The organism is Actinomadura vinacea (assembly GCF_039532545.1).
Lineage (GTDB): Bacteria > Actinomycetota > Actinomycetes > Streptosporangiales > Streptosporangiaceae > Spirillospora > Spirillospora vinacea.
Map to the genome: position 1 here is coordinate 1 of NZ_BAAARW010000038.1, position 16,275 is coordinate 16,275.

Below are 16,275 nucleotides of genomic sequence, written 5' to 3' on the forward strand. Positions count from 1 at the left end.
TGCGCGACACCGACGAGGACGTCTTCCGCGCCGCGGAGGAGCTCGGCATCGACCTGTCCCGGCGTGAGCCGAGCAGTGTCGAAGAGGTCTGATCAACTCAAGGGGAAAAACAGTTGCTTGACGTCAACTTCTTCGACGAGCTTCGCATCGGTCTGGCGACCGCCGACGACATTCGCCAGTGGTCGCACGGTGAGGTGAAGAAGCCGGAGACGATCAACTACCGGACCCTCAAGCCGGAGAAGGACGGGCTCTTCTGCGAGAAGATCTTCGGTCCGACCCGGGACTGGGAGTGCTACTGCGGCAAGTACAAGCGCGTCCGCTTCAAGGGCATCATCTGTGAGCGCTGCGGCGTCGAGGTGACCCGTGCCAAGGTGCGGCGTGAGCGGATGGGCCACATCGAGCTGGCCGCCCCGGTCACCCACATCTGGTACTTCAAGGGCGTACCGTCGCGGCTGGGCTACCTGCTGGACCTGGCCCCGAAGGATCTCGAGAAGATCATCTACTTTGCGGCGTACATGATCACCAGCGTGGACGCGGAGCGGCGCGACCGCGACCTGCCCACGCTGGAGGCGCACATCTCGGTGGAGCGCCAGCAGATCGAGCAGGCCCGCGACGCCCAGGTCGAGGCCCGCCAGCAGAAGCTGGAGTCCGACCTGGCGGAGCTGGAGGAGGCCGGCGCCAAGGCCGACCAGAAGCGCAAGATCCGCGACGGTGCCGAGCGCGAGATGAAGCAGCTGCGCGACCGCGCGCAGCGGGAGCTGGACCGCCTGGAAGAGGTCTGGACCCGCTTCAAGAACCTCAAGGTCCAGGACCTGGAGGGCGACGAGCTGCTCTACCGCGAGATGCGCGACCGCTTCGGCAAGTACTTCGAGGGCGGCATGGGCGCCGCGGCCATCCAGGCGCGGCTGCAGAACTTCGACCTGGACGCCGAGGCCGAGAAGCTCCGCGACATCATCCGCACCGGCAAGGGCCAGAAGAAGGCCCGCGCCCTCAAGCGGCTCAAGGTCGTCTCGGCGTTCCTCAACACCCGCAACAGCCCGCTGGGCATGGTGCTGGACTGCATCCCGGTCATCCCGCCGGACCTGCGCCCGATGGTGCAGCTGGACGGCGGCCGGTTCGCCACCTCCGACCTGAACGACCTGTACCGCCGGGTCATCAACCGGAACAACCGGCTCAAGCGCCTGCTCGACCTGGGCGCTCCCGAGATCATCGTCAACAACGAGAAGCGGATGCTGCAGGAGGCCGTCGACGCGCTGTTCGACAACGGCCGCCGCGGCCGCCCGGTCACCGGGCCGGGCAACCGTCCGCTGAAGTCGCTGTCGGACATGCTCAAGGGCAAGCAGGGCCGGTTCCGGCAGAACCTGCTGGGCAAGCGCGTCGACTACTCCGGCCGTTCGGTCATCGTGGTCGGCCCGCAGCTGAAGCTGCACCAGTGCGGCCTGCCCAAGCAGATGGCGCTGGAGCTGTTCAAGCCGTTCGTGATGAAGCGGCTGGTCGACCTCAACCACGCGCAGAACATCAAGTCCGCCAAGCGCATGGTCGAGCGCGCCCGCCCGGTGGTGTGGGACGTCCTCGAAGAGGTCATCACCGAGCACCCGGTGCTGCTGAACCGGGCGCCGACCCTGCACCGGCTGGGCATCCAGGCGTTCGAGCCGCAGCTGGTCGAGGGCAAGGCCATCCAGATCCACCCGCTGGTCTGCACCGCGTTCAACGCCGACTTCGACGGCGACCAGATGGCGGTGCACCTGCCGCTGTCGGCGGAGGCGCAGGCCGAGGCGCGGATCCTGATGCTGTCCACCAACAACATCCTCAAGCCGTCGGACGGCAAGCCGGTCACCATGCCCACCCAGGACATGGTCATCGGGCTGTACTGGCTGACCACCCTCAAGGAGGGCGCCACGGGCGAGGGCCGCGCGTTCGGCTCGGCGGCCGAGGCGATCATGGCCTACGACCGGGGCGAGCTGGACCTGCAGGCCAAGATCCAGATCCGGCTCAAGGACGTCCCGCCGCCGCGCGACTGGACGGCCCCCGAGGGCTACGAGCCCGGCCGGCCGTACCGGCTGGAGACCACCCTGGGCCGGTCGCTGTTCAACGAGACGCTGCCCGCCGACTTCCCCTTCGTGAACTACGAGGTCGGGAAGAAGCAGCTGTCGGCGATCGTGAACGAGCTGGCCGAGACCTACCCCAAGGTGGAGGTCGCCAACGCGCTGGACGCCCTCAAGAGCACCGGTTTCCACTGGGCCACCCGGTCCGGCGTCACCATCTCGATCGAGGACGTCGTCGTCCCGCCGAACAAGGCCACCATCCTCGGTGACTACGAGCGGCAGGCCGACAAGGTGCAGCGCGAGTTCAACCGCGGTCTGATCACCGACGACGAGCGCAAGCAGGAGCTCATCGAGATCTGGAACAAGGCCACGGCAGAGGTCGCGGTCGACATGGAGAAGGCCTTCCCCCGGACCAACCCGGTCTGGATGATGGTCAACTCCGGCGCCCGCGGCAACCCACTGCAGGTGCGGCAGATCGCCGGTATGCGCGGTCTGGTCTCCAACCCCAAGGGCGAGACCATCCCGCGGCCGATCAAGTCCTCCTTCCGCGAGGGCCTGTCGGTGGTCGAGTACTTCATCTCGACCCACGGCGCCCGGAAGGGCCTGGCCGACACCGCCCTCCGTACCGCCGACTCGGGCTACCTGACCCGGCGGCTGGTGGACGTGGCGCAGGACGTCATCGTCCGCGAGGAGGACTGCGGCACCGACCGCACCATCCCGTTCGAGGTCGCCGACAAGCTGCCGGACGGCACGCTGGTCAAGCCCGCGACCTCGGAGACCAGCCTGGTCGGGCGGACCATCGCCGAGGAGGTCGTGGTCGACGGGACGGTCATCTTCCCGGCCGACACCGACCTGTCCGACTCGGTGGTGTCCCGCCTGGTCGAGGCCGGGGTCGACAAGGTGCGCACCCGCAGCGCCCTGGTCTGCGAGGCCAAGATCGGTGTCTGCGCCGCGTGCTACGGCCGTTCGCTGGCCACCGGCAAGCGGGTGGACGTCGGCGAGGCCGTCGGCATCATCGCCGCGCAGTCCATCGGTGAGCCCGGCACCCAGCTGACCATGCGGACCTTCCACACCGGCGGTGTGGCCGGCGGTGACATCACCCACGGTCTGCCCCGTGTGCAGGAGCTGTTCGAGGCCCGTATCCCCAAGGGTGTGGCGCCGATCAGCGAGGTGGCCGGCCGGGTCAAGATCGACGAGACGGAGAAGACCCGCAAGGTCGTCATCGTCCCGGACGACGGCTCGGACGAGATCGCCTACCAGGTCCCGATGCGGTCGCGCCTCCTGGTGAAGGAGGGCGAGCGGGTCGTGGTCGGCCAGCAGCTCATCGCGGGTGCCATCAACCCGCACGAGGTGCTGCGCATCCTCGGCCCCCGCGCGGTGCAGCTGCACCTGGTGCAGGAGGTCCAGGAGGTCTACCGGTCGCAGGGCGTGTCGATCCACGACAAGCACATCGAGATCATCGTCCGCCAGATGCTGAAGCGGGTGAACATCCTCGAGTCGGGCGACACCGACCTGCTGCCCGGTGACCTCATCGAGCGGCCGATCTTCGAGGGCCGCAACCGCAACGTGGTCGCCGAGGGCGGGGTGCCCGCCGCGGGCCGTCCGGTCCTGATGGGCATCACCAAGGCCTCGCTGGCCACCGAGTCGTGGCTGTCGGCGGCGTCCTTCCAGGAGACCACCCGGGTGCTCACCGAGGCTGCGATGCACGCCAAGAGCGACCCGCTGCTGGGCCTCAAGGAGAACGTCATCATCGGTAAGCTCATCCCGGCCGGTACGGGCATGCCGCAGTACCGCAACGTCCGGGTGGAGCCCACCGAGGAGGCCAAGGCCGCGGTGTACTCCGTCGGCTCGTACGACGACGGCGCCGAGTACGCCTTCGGCCAGGGCTCGGGCGAGGCCGTGCCGCTGGAGGAGTACGACTTCGGCCAGTACAACCGCTAGTAGACGGCAGAGAGGCCCCTTCCGAACGGAAGGGGCCTCTTGCTTTATTTGGGCTTGGGAAGGTCGAGCTTCTCCCGCAGTTCCGCCAACCCTTGTGTGCGTTCGTCGTCTCGGCTGTCCTCGACAAGGGAGTGGAGCACGAGCACCAGTCTGCGCCCGCGCTCGTACCGTTCGTCGCTCCAGGCCTTAAGCCGCTCCAGGCCCGCGTGCACCGGTTCGAATTCCGCAGGGAACAGATTGAAGCCGACGTCGACGAGCGCGGGCCGGCTGACCTCCGTCTGGTAGCGCGCCGACTCGAAAGGCTCCCGCACTACCGTGCCCTCACTGACGCCGCTGTTCTCCATCTGGTCGTAGACGATGTCCAGCCACGTATCGCCTGCCGTCAGCTCGCCGAGCCGAAGGGCGACCCATGGGTGCAGCCCCTTACTCCCGCCCCTGGCCGGGTGGGACTCGCGGTGCGCGTACTGGAGCACACTGCCCGCCCGGTCCTTCTCGCCTTGCCCGATGAGCACATGCCCTTCGAGGTAGCCCGCATAGCCTGCGAACAGGCCGTCGCACATCTCTCGTGCGTCGTTCAGCGGCTCCAGAGCCGCCTCCGGGGCGCCGCTTTGGAGCAGGAGGTTGCCGAGGAGGATGTGGGCGAGGTCCGTGATGCGGAAGCTGTCCTCGGTCTCCGAGTCCTTGTGGACGTCGAGGGCCTGCTCGAATCCGTCCCGAGCCCGATCCAGATCACCGACAAGCTGGGCCGCGAGGCTCCGGATGAGCACTCGCTCGGAGTCCAAGGACGTGTCCGACTTGAAATCCGGGGTGAGCATCACGGCGGCCAATGGGCCCAGCCAAGGGTCTTCTCCCGCGGCCACCTGTTCCAGCCATGTCCGGCAGGCGTCGAGCCCGTTCTCGCCGAGCTCGATGCCCGCCAGCGCCATGGCCGCATGCCCGGACACGCTGGTGCGTCCCGCGCCGGCGAGCACGGTCAGCAGGGCTCTCGCTTCCGGGAGATCACCCGCCCGGTACGCCGCCAGCCCGCGTTCGACCTCGTCCGGCACCGGACTCAGGGGATCAGGAGGAAGCGGAAGGGGCCATCCGTCGGAGCCCAGCAGGGATTGATCGGTCATGCAGCCGCAGCATGCCATGAGCGACCGACACCTGATCGCAGAAGGTCAGAGAAGTGCCCACACGATCTTGCCGCCCTCCGCGATCGGCCGAACGCCCCACTCCCGCACGAGCTCGGACATCAGCAGTAGCCCCCGCCCCGAGGTGGCCTCGGCATTCTCCTCCTGGACGACCGGCATACCGGCCCCTTGGTCCCACACCTCGATCACAACGTGGGTCTCGTCCCGCAAGGCACGGACCACGATGACCCCGGCCCCGTGCTGATAGGCGTTGGTCACCAGCTCCGTGACCACCAGACGAGCGATGTAGTCGTCCGGGTATCCCCACTCGTGGAACCGCTCGGCGACGAACCGCCGCGCCATCGCCGGCGCCCGGTCGGACGGTTCGAGAACGAGGATCGGCACTTCGGGTGCAATGGCCTGCGGGGGCATCGGACACCGCCTTTGACTGAGTCGTTGAATTCCGATGACAGTCAGCCATACGAGATGTACTCTCCGTTACAAAGCCTCAACCGTGGGTGACAAGTTAGGCGTCGCACACCCAGGTCAATTGGGTGTTGGTTGGGCGCCTCTTTGGAGAGAGGATGAGGTCATGGCTCCTCAGCGCAAGCGCGGGACGGTCTCGCCGACGCTGCTCGCCTTCGGCCGCCGATTCCGGCGCCTCCGCGAGGCCAAGAACTGGACGCAGGAATCCGTAGCCCGCCGCGCCAACGGCGGTGGGGGCGTGAAACCGCAGTACATCGGCGCAGTCGAGAACGGCCGCACCCGCTGCTCGCGAGAGTTCGCCGAAACGATGGACAAGGCCCTCGACGCGAACGGCGAACTGCTCGACCTGTACGACGACCTGGTCAAGGACGCCACGTTCCCCACCTGGTTCGACTGGCACACCGTCGAACCCGAAGCGATCATGCTGGAGTCATACCAGCCACTCCTGGTGCATGGGCTGCTCCAGACCCACGCCTACGCATCCGCGCTTCTCAAGAAGACGGACGCCGTCGAGGCCCGGATCAACCGCCAGAGCGTCCTGACCAGGGAGAACCCACCGCCCCCGGACTTCTCGCTGCTCCAGGACGAGATGTCCCTCCACCGGCTCACCGGCAGTCCCGAGATCATGAGGGAACAGCTGGAGCAGCTGATCTACATGGTGGAGCGGGGCACGGTTACCCTGCAGGTCGTCCCCAGCCGAGGGGACCACGATGGCAACAGCGGTGCGTTCAACATCGCTACGCTGGCAGACCGGACCGAGATCGCGTACGCCGACATGGCCGCGCACGGACTCACCATGGACGACCCGGAAGACCTCGCGAACCTCCACAGGACCCTGATGACCGTCCGATCGCTGGCCCTGCCCATGGACCAGTCGATGGACATGATCCGAAAGGTGATACAGGAGAAATGGACCTGACCAACGCCGCATGGCGTAAGTCCAGCTACACCACGTCCAACGGCGGCGACTGCGTGGAGTTGGCCTCTGTCCCGGGGACGGTGGCTGTCCGCGACAGCAAGAACCCGGACGGTCCCAAGCTGGTCGTGCCCCAGCGCGCTTTCGCGGCGCTGCTCTCCCAGCTGAAGCGGTAGCAGGCCGAGCCCTGGACGGTGAAAGACATGGATCTCAGCAAGGCCGCATGGCGTAAGTCCAGCTACACCACATCCAACGGCGGCAACTGCGTGGAGCTGGCCTCTGTCCCGGGGACGGTGGCCGTCCGCGACAGCAAGGACCCAGACGGCCCCAAGCTGGTCGTGAGCCGGGACGGCTTCCGACGCCTCACCGAGGCGATCAAGGGCTCGTAGGTTCGCGCTGCATTGCCGCGTGATGGGACTGGGAGGTTGCCGACGGCCTGTCCGGACGACAGGGCCGGTGCTAGGGACGGAGGCCGCTCAAGAACCGGTCCGGCATCCGGTGATCAGCGTGCGCGGCAGATAGTCGGTCTCGACGGGCGGTTGCCAACCCTCGCGACGGTACGCGAGAGCGGTCAGGGCGATCGGCACGAGGGGAAGCAGAGCACGGGGCCTGCCGAAGGGGTCGGGCACGGTGCCGTACTGGAGCAGCAACTCGGTCAACTCGGCGCCGAAGGCCTCCCGGTCACCGGCGGCCAAGGCGCGCAGGGCGCACAGGGCGGTGCGGTGCGGCAGGTCGAGATACCCCTCTCCCACCTGGGCTCGGGAAAGCGCGGCTTCGATAGCGGCGACCACCGATTCCCTGGACGGCGGGTAGTCGGCGGCGTCGTTCCCCGTGTCCCCGATGACGTACGCCATCAGGCCGTTGACCAGCTCGACGTTGGGCTTGCCTGCCATTCCGCCATCGAGCTCTTTCCGGGCGAAGTGGAATGCCTCCCCATGCCGTTCCGTTCTCTCGGAGAGGACCGCCAGGCAGAAGGCGTCCAGCCACTGGTTGGCGGAGACGGGATCCGGGTCGTGCGGGGTGTCCCACTGGTAGTCGATCCCGAAGTTCGCGTAGTCGAGGAAGACGAAGAAGGTGGTGTTGCCGAAGTAAGCGGCGCACCGCACGCCACCGGCGGCGGCCTCGGCGGCGTTGTCGAGGACCTCCTTGACCTCCGGAGCGTCGAGATCGGGAAGCACGACGGAAAGAGCACCCAGATAATCGAGGAACTCGCCCGAGATTCGCCACCACGCGTAGGTTCCGATCGGTCCGGCCTTCGCCATGGAGTGGCACTCGCCCTCGATTCGCTCGGCGAAGCCGTCACGGGCCGCTGCCAGCACGGCTTCATCCATGCGGCGTCGCTCTATCCGCATCTCTCTCCCTTCTCCAGGTACGTGTTGATCATCTTAGGGAAGGGACGGACACGGGCGGGCGTGGAGCCGGCCTCCATTGGGTAGATCGCCCGCGCGGCCCGCACTGGTGAGCGCTCAGACCGAAACGACGCGAACGGCCTTGCCGCAGAGCTTGGCCATGTCGTCTTCGTCCGAGGTGAGGATGAGGGCCGGTTTGACCGCGTGCAGGGCGGTCGCCGCCACCACTGCTGCAATCGCGTACTTGTGGCCGTGCAAGCCCTGGGCACGCAGCAACTCGATCGCGGCCATGCCGATCTCCTCGCTGACCGGCTCGATCTTCAGCCGCGAGAGGAACCAGCGAAGCCGGTGGACGGGCGGGGGGAACATGCAAGCCACTCCCCCGGCGAGGGCTTGTCAGCCGGGGTTGTGCACAGCGCGGTGTCGACGGCCTTCAGGGCGCGGCGGAAGTCGCTCATGTCTTTGGGCTCGGTGGTGATGGACAAGGTGACGGCGGCACCCGGGCGGCCGCGGCGATCGACGAGCACGCCGGCGAGTGTGGAGTAGCCGTGCATCTGACCGGCATGGCCGACAAGATCGCCGCAGGACAGGTGGTTGGTCTCCAGGCCGAGCCCGTACTCGTCGACGGCACCCCCGGCAGGGACCATGCGACGCATCTCGGCCAGTTCGGCGGGCCGCAGCAGGCGGCCTTGCAGCAGCGCGCTGAAGAACCGGTTGATCTCGACGGGGGTGGACACCATGTCCCCGGCCGCGTCCAGATATCCGGTGTCCTGCTCCGTCACGTCGATGAATTCGGGTGCCCTGACGTAGCCGCGCGGATGCGGCCCCTTGATTCGGTAGGCGGAGGGGTGCGGCGAGTAGGTGTGCCGCAGTTTCAGCGGACGGGCTATCCGGCGATGGACCTCATCACGCCAGCTCCACGCCCCCGTGACCTCCTCGATCAGTTTGCCTAGCAGCAGATAGCCGGTGTTGGTGTACGACCAGGGGGCCGTAGTGGGTTCTTGGGCCAGCGCGTAACGGATCAGCTTGTCCCGGTCGTGGTGCCGGAACCGCTGGTCGGCCCATTCCCGGCCGCCGGATGGCAGCAAGGGCCCGGGATCAGGCAGGTGACTGGTGTGCTGAAGGAGTTGCCGGACGGTGATCTCCCGGCCGTCGCCACCCCGGCCGCGGACCACGCCTGGCAGGTAGGTCTCGACGGGGGAGTCGAGGACGACCTCGCCTTCGCCGACCAGTTGCAGGACAGCGGTCGCGACGAACGCCTTGGTCGTCGAGCCGACGCGCACCTGCCCGTTCGCCGGGACGGGACGGCCGGTGCGCAGGTCACCGGTTCCGCTGCGTACCGTGACGGTCGTGCGGCCGGTCACGGTCATGAGCGCACCGGGAACGCCGACATCGCGTACGACCCCGTCCAGTTCCCGCTGGAGATGATCAGTCGACGCGGATGCGGAAGGGGTGCCGAGACTGCACAGCGCGACCGTGGCCGTGGCCGTGGCAAGCAAGCGGAAAAGCATGTCGACTCCCTTGTCGTGAACTGGAGTTCAGGGTTCTCCTGCCGCAGGGCCTGGCACAGCGGGCCCAGCTCGCCTCTTCGTGGTGTAGCGCGCTCCACCTCGCCAGGTCGGCCGGCCATGCTGATGGGGCACCGGACGCGACGCCAGGAGGCGGTCTCCTCACCGGCCCGAGACGTGACCTGTGCTTTTGGTGGTTTTCTTAACTCTTTAGGGTGCTTTGCCGACGTTGGGTCGGGCAGCATCGCCTTCGTTGGCTTTTGTGCACGACGGGGGAGGAAACGTATGAAGCGGGTCATGACCGGTGTGCTGATCGCTGCGGTCGTCGGGATCGGTGGAGGGGGGACCGCCGCCGCCCAGCCGTCCCACGACGCGAACGCGCGCCAGGGCTGCCGCACCTATTCGAGCGTCACCGAGTGCGGCAAGCTCCAGCTCAACCAGAAGCAGCAGGCGTGCGTGACCTGGGCGGTGCAGCTCGGAATGACCCAACGTCGCGCCGATGTGGAGTGCCACGCCTTCGAGTGACCGACTGCCGCGCCCAAGGGCCCGCCCCACCTCGGGACGGGCTCTTTCGCGATCCCGGTGTCAGTCGGACCGGTCGTCCCCTACGTCTGCGACCAGGTGGTCATGGGTGCGACGTACGCGCTGATGGCGGCGCCGCTGCCGGCGGTGGCGGTGGTGCTCGGTGTTCTGGCGCTGCGGCAGGTGCCGGTGGTGACGGAGATCATCGGGGTGGGGTTGGTGATCGGCGGTGTGGTGCTGCACCGTGGTGGTGAGAGAAATGAGGAGGAACATGGAGCAGATCAGGCTCGGCAGGACGGGGATGAAGGTCTCGCGCGTCTGCCTGGGGATGATGAGCTACGGGGATCCGGAGGACCGCGAGTGGTTCCTGGACGAGGAGGCCGCCGAACCGATCGTCCGGCGCGCGGTCGAGGGCGGGGTGACGTTCTTCGACACCGCCGACATGTACTCGGTCGGCCGGTCGGAGGAGATCACCGGACGGCTGCTGGACAGGCTCTTCAAGCGCCGCGATGACTATGTTCTGGCCACCAAGGTGTACTTCCCGATGGGGGAGGGGCCCAACGACCGGGGCCTGTCGCGCAAGCACGTGCTGTCGGCGATCGACGACTCGCTCCGCCGGCTCGGCACCGACTACGTGGACCTCTACCAGATCCACCGGTGGGACTACGAGACGCCCATCGAGGAGACGATGGAGGCGCTGAACGACGTGGTGCGGGCCGGAAAGGCGCGCTACATCGGGGCGTCCAGCATGTTCGCGTGGCAGTTCGCCAAGGCGCAGCACACGGCCGAGTCCAACGGGTGGTCCAAGTTCGTCTCGATGCAGAACCACTACAACCTGGCCTATAGGGAGGAGGAGCGGGAGATGGTTCCCCTCTGCCTGGACCAGGGTGTGGGCCTCATCCCGTGGAGCCCGCTGGCGCGGGGGCTGCTGGCGGGCAACCGGGAGCGCGGCGGGGAGCGCCGTACCGTCCGGGCCAGTAGCGATGCGATTGCCGATCGCATGTACGAGGAGGCCGACTTTGCGGTGGTGGACGCCGTGCGCGAAGTGGCGGGCGAGCGCGGTGTGCCTCCGGCGCAGGTGGCGTTGGCGTGGCTGCTGGGACGTCCCGGCGTCACGGCGCCGATCGTCGGCGCGACCAAGCTCAAGCATGTGGACGACGCGGTCGCGGCTGAGGGACTTGAGCTGGACGAGAAGGAGGTCGCGCGGCTTGAGGCGCCGTACCGGCCGCATCCGATTCTGGGGCACGAGTGAGAGTTGTGTCCTTTCGGTGATCCGGCGCGCGTTTCGGTGTTCCTAACGTGGCGATGATTTGCGATACCCCCGACGATCGGGGCAGGCTTGGGGACGAAAGTCCCCAGCGTGGCGACCTCGCCGCTCGGGGAGGCGGCAGACGTCCTGGAGACCGCGTTATGCGCCACGGGTCTCCAGGGGGGATGGGCACAAGCCTGGGTGGGAATGCCCAGGACAACGGCGCTGAAGGAGCCCGACGATGACCGAGAGAGACGGCACGCAGGGTCCGCAGTGGCCATTGCCTGACGACAAGGAGACCCCCGCCGGAGAGCAGGGGACGCAGCCGGAGCAGAACGAGCCGCCCACGCGGCCGCGTGGCGACCGGACGGTGGTCTTCGGGGCGCCTCAGCTCGGCGGGCAGGGCGGAGCGGGGCAGCCGCCGGCGCCGCCCGCGCAGCCGCCTCAGGCGCCGCCCCAGTCGCCGATGGGGTCGCCGCCGCCCGAGCCGCCTCGGCAGGAACGGTCCGTCCCGGCCCCTCCGCCGCCCACGATGATCGAACCGATCCAGGTTCCGCTGCCCAAGCCCGAGCCGGAGGGGCCACCGCCGCCGCAGCCGCCCCAGCCTCAGTACGGGGCCCCGCAGGAGCAGCAGCAGTACGGTCAGCCTCCCGCGTACGGGCAGCAGCAGGGTCAGCAGCCGCCCTACGGGCAGCAGACGCCGCCGTTCGGGCAGCCGCCCGCGCAGCCTCCGCACCCCCCGCAGGCGCCGCCCCAGCCGCAGCAACCGCCGCAGACGACCTTCGACCAGCCGCAGCAGCCCGGCTACGGCCCGCCGCCGTTCCAGGGGCAGCAGGGTGGTGCTCCCGACTCGGGCGCGCAGACCGACCAGTTCCCGCAGCAGCCGGCCGAGTCCGAGGCGGGCGCCGACCGCACGCTGATCGTCCCGGGCCCGGGCGCGGGCGGTCCCGGTGGCGAGCAGCCGCCGCCGGCCAGGCCGGTCGTGGACGACCAGGCCACGCTGCACTGGTCGCCGGGCACCGACATCCCGGTCGCGACCGGGCCGGAGCGCAAGCAGCAGGGCCAGGGCGACCACGACCGCACGCTGATGGTGCCGCCGCCCGGCTCGTCCGGGCAGGAGCCCCCGGCGTTCGGCGCCTCGGCCTCGGCCGCGCCGCCGCCGCAGGGCGAGGACGCCCAGTCGACGCAGGCGTTCGACCCCTCGGTGGGAGGCGACGCTCCGGCCAACCCTGAGCAGACCCGCATGGACATCGGCCAGCAGCAGTGGGGCCAGCAGGGGCAGCAGCAGGGGTACGGGCAGCCGCAGCAGGGTTACGGTCAGCAGGGGCAACAGCCCCAGCAGCAGTACGGGCAGCAGTACGGCCAGCAGGGGCAGCAGCCCCAGCAGCAGGGCTACGGCCAGCAGCAGTACGGGCAGCAGCAGCCCCAGCAGCAGGGCCAGTACGGACAGCAGCAGGGGCAGTTCGGGCAGCAGTACGGCCAGCCCACCACCTACGGCGGGGCCGAGGGCGGCTCCACCAAGGGCGGCGGCAACAAGAACCTGATCCTGTACGTCGCCGGGGGAGTGGCCGCCCTGGTCATCCTCGTGGTCCTGTACTTCGCGTTCCTGGCCTGACGTCGCCGGGCAGGGGGGATCAAAGACTCGGTCAGATCTTCCCCAAACCGGTCCGGCTGGGACACAATGCCGACGGGTCTTCCCCCCCATCTGGGCGGGAACACCCGTCGGCATTCGGCCGTTCAGTAGCCGGAAGTACGGTCCCCATGGGCTCCGTGGGCTTGCGCTGGAAGGGGCGCGCACGATAGTGCGTCGCTCGCTTTGCACTTTGGCGCGCAGCTAGGTAATCTTTCCCTTCGTGCCCGCAGTATGCGGGCCGCTCTGCGTGCGCACGGGTCAGGCCGCTTTGGCTGGCGGGCTCCGCGCCGCGCCAAACTCCCCGGCTTGATTCGGCCCTTGGGGGCCGGGCGGTGGTGTGCGGCTCTTCTCAGGGAGAGCGCGACACGCCCGACCGCGTGGGTCGGAGAGAGTCGGGAAACCGGCAGGTCACAGCCACACGAGTGGTGGTGATATGGGCCCCACATGGGTGTGGTCCAGGCAGTAACAAGACTTACCGGCTCGGTACGAGGGAAGACGGAGACGCGGTGCCCACGATCCAGCAGCTGGTCCGAAAGGGCCGCCAGGACAAGGTGACCAAGAACAAGACGCCTGCGCTCAAGGGCAGCCCCCAGCGCCGGGGTGTCTGCACGCGCGTCTACACGACGACGCCAAAGAAGCCGAACTCCGCGCTGCGCAAGGTCGCTCGTGTCCGGCTGTCCAGCGGGATCGAGGTCACGGCCTACATCCCCGGCGTCGGCCACAACCTGCAGGAGCACTCGATCGTGCTCGTGCGCGGCGGCCGTGTGAAGGACCTCCCGGGCGTCCGGTACAAGATCATTCGCGGCACGTTGGACACCCAGGGCGTCCGCAACCGCAAGCAAGGGCGCAGCCACTACGGCGCGAAGAAGGAGAAGAGCTGATGCCGCGCAAAGGCCCCGCCGGCAAGCGACAGCTGATCGCTGACCCGGTCTACAACTCGCCGCTGGTGACCGCGCTGGTCAACAAGATTCTCCTGGACGGCAAGCGCTCGATCGCGCAGAACATCGTCTACGACGCCCTCGAGGGCGCCCGCGAGAAGACCGGCAACGACCCGGTCGTCACGCTCAAGCGCGCGCTCGACAACGTCAAGCCCACCCTTGAGGTGCGCAGCCGCCGCGTCGGTGGCGCCACCTACCAGGTCCCGGTGGAGGTGCGGCCGGCCCGCAGCACCACCCTCGCGCTGCGGTGGCTGGTGGTGTACGCCCGGCAGCGTCGCGAGAAGACCATGACCGAGCGGCTGATGAACGAGCTGCTCGACGCCAGCAACGGCCTCGGCGCCTCGGTCAAGAAGCGCGAGGACACCCACAAGATGGCGGAGTCCAACAAGGCCTTCGCCCACTACCGCTGGTAACCCCGGCGGACACAGGACCCAACACGAGACACGCGAGGACACAGTGGCTACCAAAACCGGTGTAGACCTGGGCAAGGTCCGCAACATCGGGATCATGGCCCATATCGACGCGGGCAAGACCACGACGACCGAGCGGATCCTGTACTACACGGGCATCAGCTACAAGATCGGCGAGGTCCACGACGGCGCCGCGACGATGGACTGGATGGAGCAGGAGCAGGAGCGGGGGATCACCATCACCTCCGCGGCCACCACCTGCGAATGGCCGGTCGAGGACGTCAAGCACACGATCAACATCATCGACACCCCGGGCCACGTCGACTTCACCGTCGAGGTGGAGCGCAACCTGCGGGTGCTCGACGGCGCGGTCGCGGTGTTCGACGGCGTCGCCGGCGTGGAGCCCCAGTCCGAGACCGTGTGGCGCCAGGCCGACCGCTACGGCGTGCCGCGCATGTGCTTCGTCAACAAGCTCGACCGGGTCGGCGCGGAGTTCCACCGCTGCGTCGACATGATCGAGAACCGTCTCAACGCCACGCCGCTGGTGCTGCAGCTGCCGATCGGGGCCGAGGCCGACTTCAAGGGCGTCATCGACCTGGTGACGATGAAGGCCCTGGTCTGGAACGAAGAGGCCAAGCTCGGCGAGATGTACGACACGCTCGACATCCCCGACACCCACGTCGACGCCGCCCGCGAGTGGCACGACAAGCTGGTGGAGACCCTCGCCGAGAACGACGACGAGGTCATGGAGATGTACCTGGAGGGCGAAGAGCCCACCGTGGAGCAGCTCTACGCCGGCATCCGCCGCGCGACGATCGCGGCCAAGCTGACCCCGGTCACCTGCGGCACCGCGTTCAAGAACAAGGGCGTGCAGCCGCTGCTGGACGCGATCGTCCGCTACCTGCCCTCCCCGCTGGACGTCGAGGCCATCGAGGGCCACGCCGTCCGGGACGAGGAGCAGGTGCTGACCCGCAAGCCCAGCGAGGACGAGCCGTTCTCCGCGCTGGCGTTCAAGATCATGAGCGACCCGCACCTGGGCAAGCTGACCTTCATCCGCGTCTACTCGGGCGTGATGGACTCCGGCGCCACCGTGATGAACTCCGTCAAGGAGCGCAAGGAGCGGATCGGCAAGATCTACCGGATGCACGCCAACAAGCGCACCGAGATCGAGCGCGCGGGCGCCGGTGACATCGTCGCGGTGATGGGGCTCAAGCAGACCACCACCGGCGAGACGCTGAGCGACGACAAGAACCCGATCGTGCTGGAGTCGATGAACTTCCCGGCACCGGTCATCCACGTCGCGATCGAGCCGAAGACCAAGGCCGACCAGCAGAAGCTCGGCACCGCGATCCAGCGGCTCGCCGAGGAGGACCCGTCCTTCACGGTCCGTACCGACGAGGACACCGGCCAGACCGTGATCTCCGGCATGGGCGAGCTCCACCTGGAGATCCTCGTCGACCGGATGAAGCGCGAGTTCAAGGTCGACGCCAACGTGGGCAAGCCGCAGGTGGCCTACCGCGAGACGATCAGCAAGAAGGTCCAGAAGGTCGAGTACACCCACAAGAAGCAGACGGGTGGCTCGGGCCAGTTCGGCCGCGTGATCATCGACCTGGAGCCGCTGGGCGGCGGGTCCGACGGTTACGAGTTCGAGAACAAGGTCACCGGTGGCCGCATCCCGCGGGAGTACATCCCGTCGGTCGACGCCGGGTGCCAGGAGGCCGCCGAGTTCGGCGTGCTGGCCGGGTACCCGATGGTGGGCGTCAAGGTCACCCTGCAGGACGGCGCCTACCACGATGTGGACTCCTCGGAGATGGCGTTCAAGGTCGCCGGTTCCATGGCGTTCAAGGAGGCGGCCCGCCGGGCGTCCCCCACGCTGCTGGAGCCGATGATGGCGGTCGAGGTCACCACGCCCGAGGACAACATGGGCGATGTCATCGGCGACCTCAACAGCCGGCGCGGTCAGGTCCAGTCGATGGACGAGCGCTCGGGGATGCGGGTCGTCAAGGCCCTCGTGCCCCTCTCGGAGATGTTCGGCTACGTGGGTGATCTGCGCAGCAAGACCCAGGGCCGGGCTGTTTTCACCATGCAGTTCGACTCCTACGCCGAGGTTCCCGGGAACGTCGCGCAGGAGATCATCGCCAAGGCTCGGGGCGAGTAGCTCCGGGC

General features: G+C 68.1%; 16 protein-coding genes. 10 read left to right on the plus strand and 6 right to left on the minus strand.

Going from position 1 to position 16,275, the window contains the following annotated elements:
* Window positions 1-113: 113 nt before the first annotated feature.
* Window positions 114-3,986 carry a DNA-directed RNA polymerase subunit beta' gene (locus ABD340_RS39730; protein WP_344596345.1) on the plus strand — a complete coding sequence of 1,291 codons (3,873 nt, stop codon included), beginning with the start codon at window positions 114-116 and terminating at the stop codon, window positions 3,984-3,986.
* 44 nt (window positions 3,987-4,030) lie between these two features.
* Here the strand turns inward: ABD340_RS39730 and ABD340_RS39735 are convergent, their stop codons facing one another.
* Together ABD340_RS39735 and ABD340_RS39740 are read right to left on the minus strand one after the other, a co-directional pair.
* The gene (locus ABD340_RS39735) at window positions 4,031-5,101 is read right to left on the minus strand and encodes a hypothetical protein (protein WP_344596346.1); all 1,071 of its coding nucleotides are present in this window, start codon (window positions 5,099-5,101) and stop codon (window positions 4,031-4,033) included.
* A gap of 45 nt (window positions 5,102-5,146) precedes the next feature.
* Complete coding sequence (locus tag ABD340_RS39740; RefSeq protein ID WP_344596348.1) at window positions 5,147-5,530, minus strand: ATP-binding protein; 384 nt, start codon at window positions 5,528-5,530, stop codon at window positions 5,147-5,149.
* 160 nt (window positions 5,531-5,690) lie between these two features.
* On the opposite strand from ABD340_RS39740, the gene ABD340_RS39745 reads away from it, so the two are divergent.
* From ABD340_RS39745 to ABD340_RS39755, 3 genes are read left to right on the plus strand one after another with little or no spacing between them, the layout of a single operon-like run.
* Window positions 5,691-6,503, plus strand: coding sequence for a helix-turn-helix domain-containing protein (locus tag ABD340_RS39745; protein ID WP_344596350.1), 813 nt, complete (start codon window positions 5,691-5,693; stop codon window positions 6,501-6,503).
* Window positions 6,494-6,676, plus strand: coding sequence for a DUF397 domain-containing protein (locus ABD340_RS39750; RefSeq protein WP_344596352.1), 183 nt, complete (start codon window positions 6,494-6,496; stop codon window positions 6,674-6,676). The genes ABD340_RS39745 and ABD340_RS39750 overlap by 10 nt, the downstream gene beginning before the upstream one ends.
* A gap of 27 nt (window positions 6,677-6,703) precedes the next feature.
* Window positions 6,704-6,889, plus strand: coding sequence for a DUF397 domain-containing protein (locus ABD340_RS39755; protein ID WP_344596353.1), 186 nt, complete (start codon window positions 6,704-6,706; stop codon window positions 6,887-6,889).
* 87 nt (window positions 6,890-6,976) lie between these two features.
* On the opposite strand, the gene ABD340_RS39760 is transcribed toward ABD340_RS39755, so the two are convergent.
* From ABD340_RS39760 to ABD340_RS39770, 3 genes are all read right to left on the minus strand, one after another.
* The gene (locus ABD340_RS39760) at window positions 6,977-7,831 is read right to left on the minus strand and encodes an immunity 49 family protein (RefSeq protein ID WP_344596355.1); all 855 of its coding nucleotides are present in this window, start codon (window positions 7,829-7,831) and stop codon (window positions 6,977-6,979) included.
* A gap of 135 nt (window positions 7,832-7,966) precedes the next feature.
* Window positions 7,967-8,140: a hypothetical protein gene (locus tag ABD340_RS39765; RefSeq protein WP_344596356.1), complete on the minus strand. Its 174-nt coding sequence runs from the start codon at window positions 8,138-8,140 to the stop codon at window positions 7,967-7,969.
* A gap of 29 nt (window positions 8,141-8,169) precedes the next feature.
* A complete protein-coding gene (locus tag ABD340_RS39770; protein ID WP_344596357.1) occupies window positions 8,170-9,360 on the minus strand; it encodes a serine hydrolase domain-containing protein in 1,191 nt (396 codons plus the stop codon).
* 294 nt (window positions 9,361-9,654) lie between these two features.
* On the opposite strand from ABD340_RS39770, the gene ABD340_RS39775 reads away from it, so the two are divergent.
* Window positions 9,655-9,882, plus strand: coding sequence for a hypothetical protein (locus ABD340_RS39775; RefSeq protein WP_344596359.1), 228 nt, complete (start codon window positions 9,655-9,657; stop codon window positions 9,880-9,882).
* Window positions 9,883-9,962: 80 nt separating this feature from the next.
* Here the strand turns inward: ABD340_RS39775 and ABD340_RS39780 are convergent, their stop codons facing one another.
* The gene (locus tag ABD340_RS39780) at window positions 9,963-10,085 is read right to left on the minus strand and encodes a hypothetical protein (RefSeq protein ID WP_344596360.1); all 123 of its coding nucleotides are present in this window, start codon (window positions 10,083-10,085) and stop codon (window positions 9,963-9,965) included.
* A 65-nt stretch (window positions 10,086-10,150) separates the two neighbouring features.
* On the opposite strand from ABD340_RS39780, the gene ABD340_RS39785 reads away from it, so the two are divergent.
* The 5 genes from ABD340_RS39785 to fusA all read left to right on the plus strand — a co-directional run bounded on the left by ABD340_RS39785 (window position 10,151) and on the right by fusA (window position 16,267).
* The gene (locus ABD340_RS39785; RefSeq protein ID WP_344596361.1) at window positions 10,151-11,131 is read left to right on the plus strand and encodes an aldo/keto reductase; all 981 of its coding nucleotides are present in this window, start codon (window positions 10,151-10,153) and stop codon (window positions 11,129-11,131) included.
* A 238-nt stretch (window positions 11,132-11,369) separates the two neighbouring features.
* Window positions 11,370-12,743, plus strand: a complete 1,374-nt coding sequence (locus ABD340_RS39790; RefSeq protein ID WP_344596363.1) for a hypothetical protein — start codon at window positions 11,370-11,372, stop codon at window positions 12,741-12,743.
* Window positions 12,744-13,267: 524 nt separating this feature from the next.
* Entirely contained in the window at window positions 13,268-13,642 is a 375-nt protein-coding gene (rpsL, locus tag ABD340_RS39795; protein ID WP_117398359.1) for a 30S ribosomal protein S12, read from the plus strand.
* Window positions 13,642-14,112 carry a 30S ribosomal protein S7 gene (gene rpsG, locus ABD340_RS39800; RefSeq protein ID WP_344596365.1) on the plus strand — a complete coding sequence of 157 codons (471 nt, stop codon included), beginning with the start codon at window positions 13,642-13,644 and terminating at the stop codon, window positions 14,110-14,112. The genes rpsL and rpsG overlap by 1 nt, the downstream gene beginning before the upstream one ends.
* Before the next feature lie 43 nt (window positions 14,113-14,155).
* Window positions 14,156-16,267: an elongation factor G gene (gene fusA / locus ABD340_RS39805; protein WP_344596367.1), complete on the plus strand. Its 2,112-nt coding sequence runs from the start codon at window positions 14,156-14,158 to the stop codon at window positions 16,265-16,267.
* The last annotated feature ends 8 nt before the right edge of the window (window positions 16,268-16,275 follow it).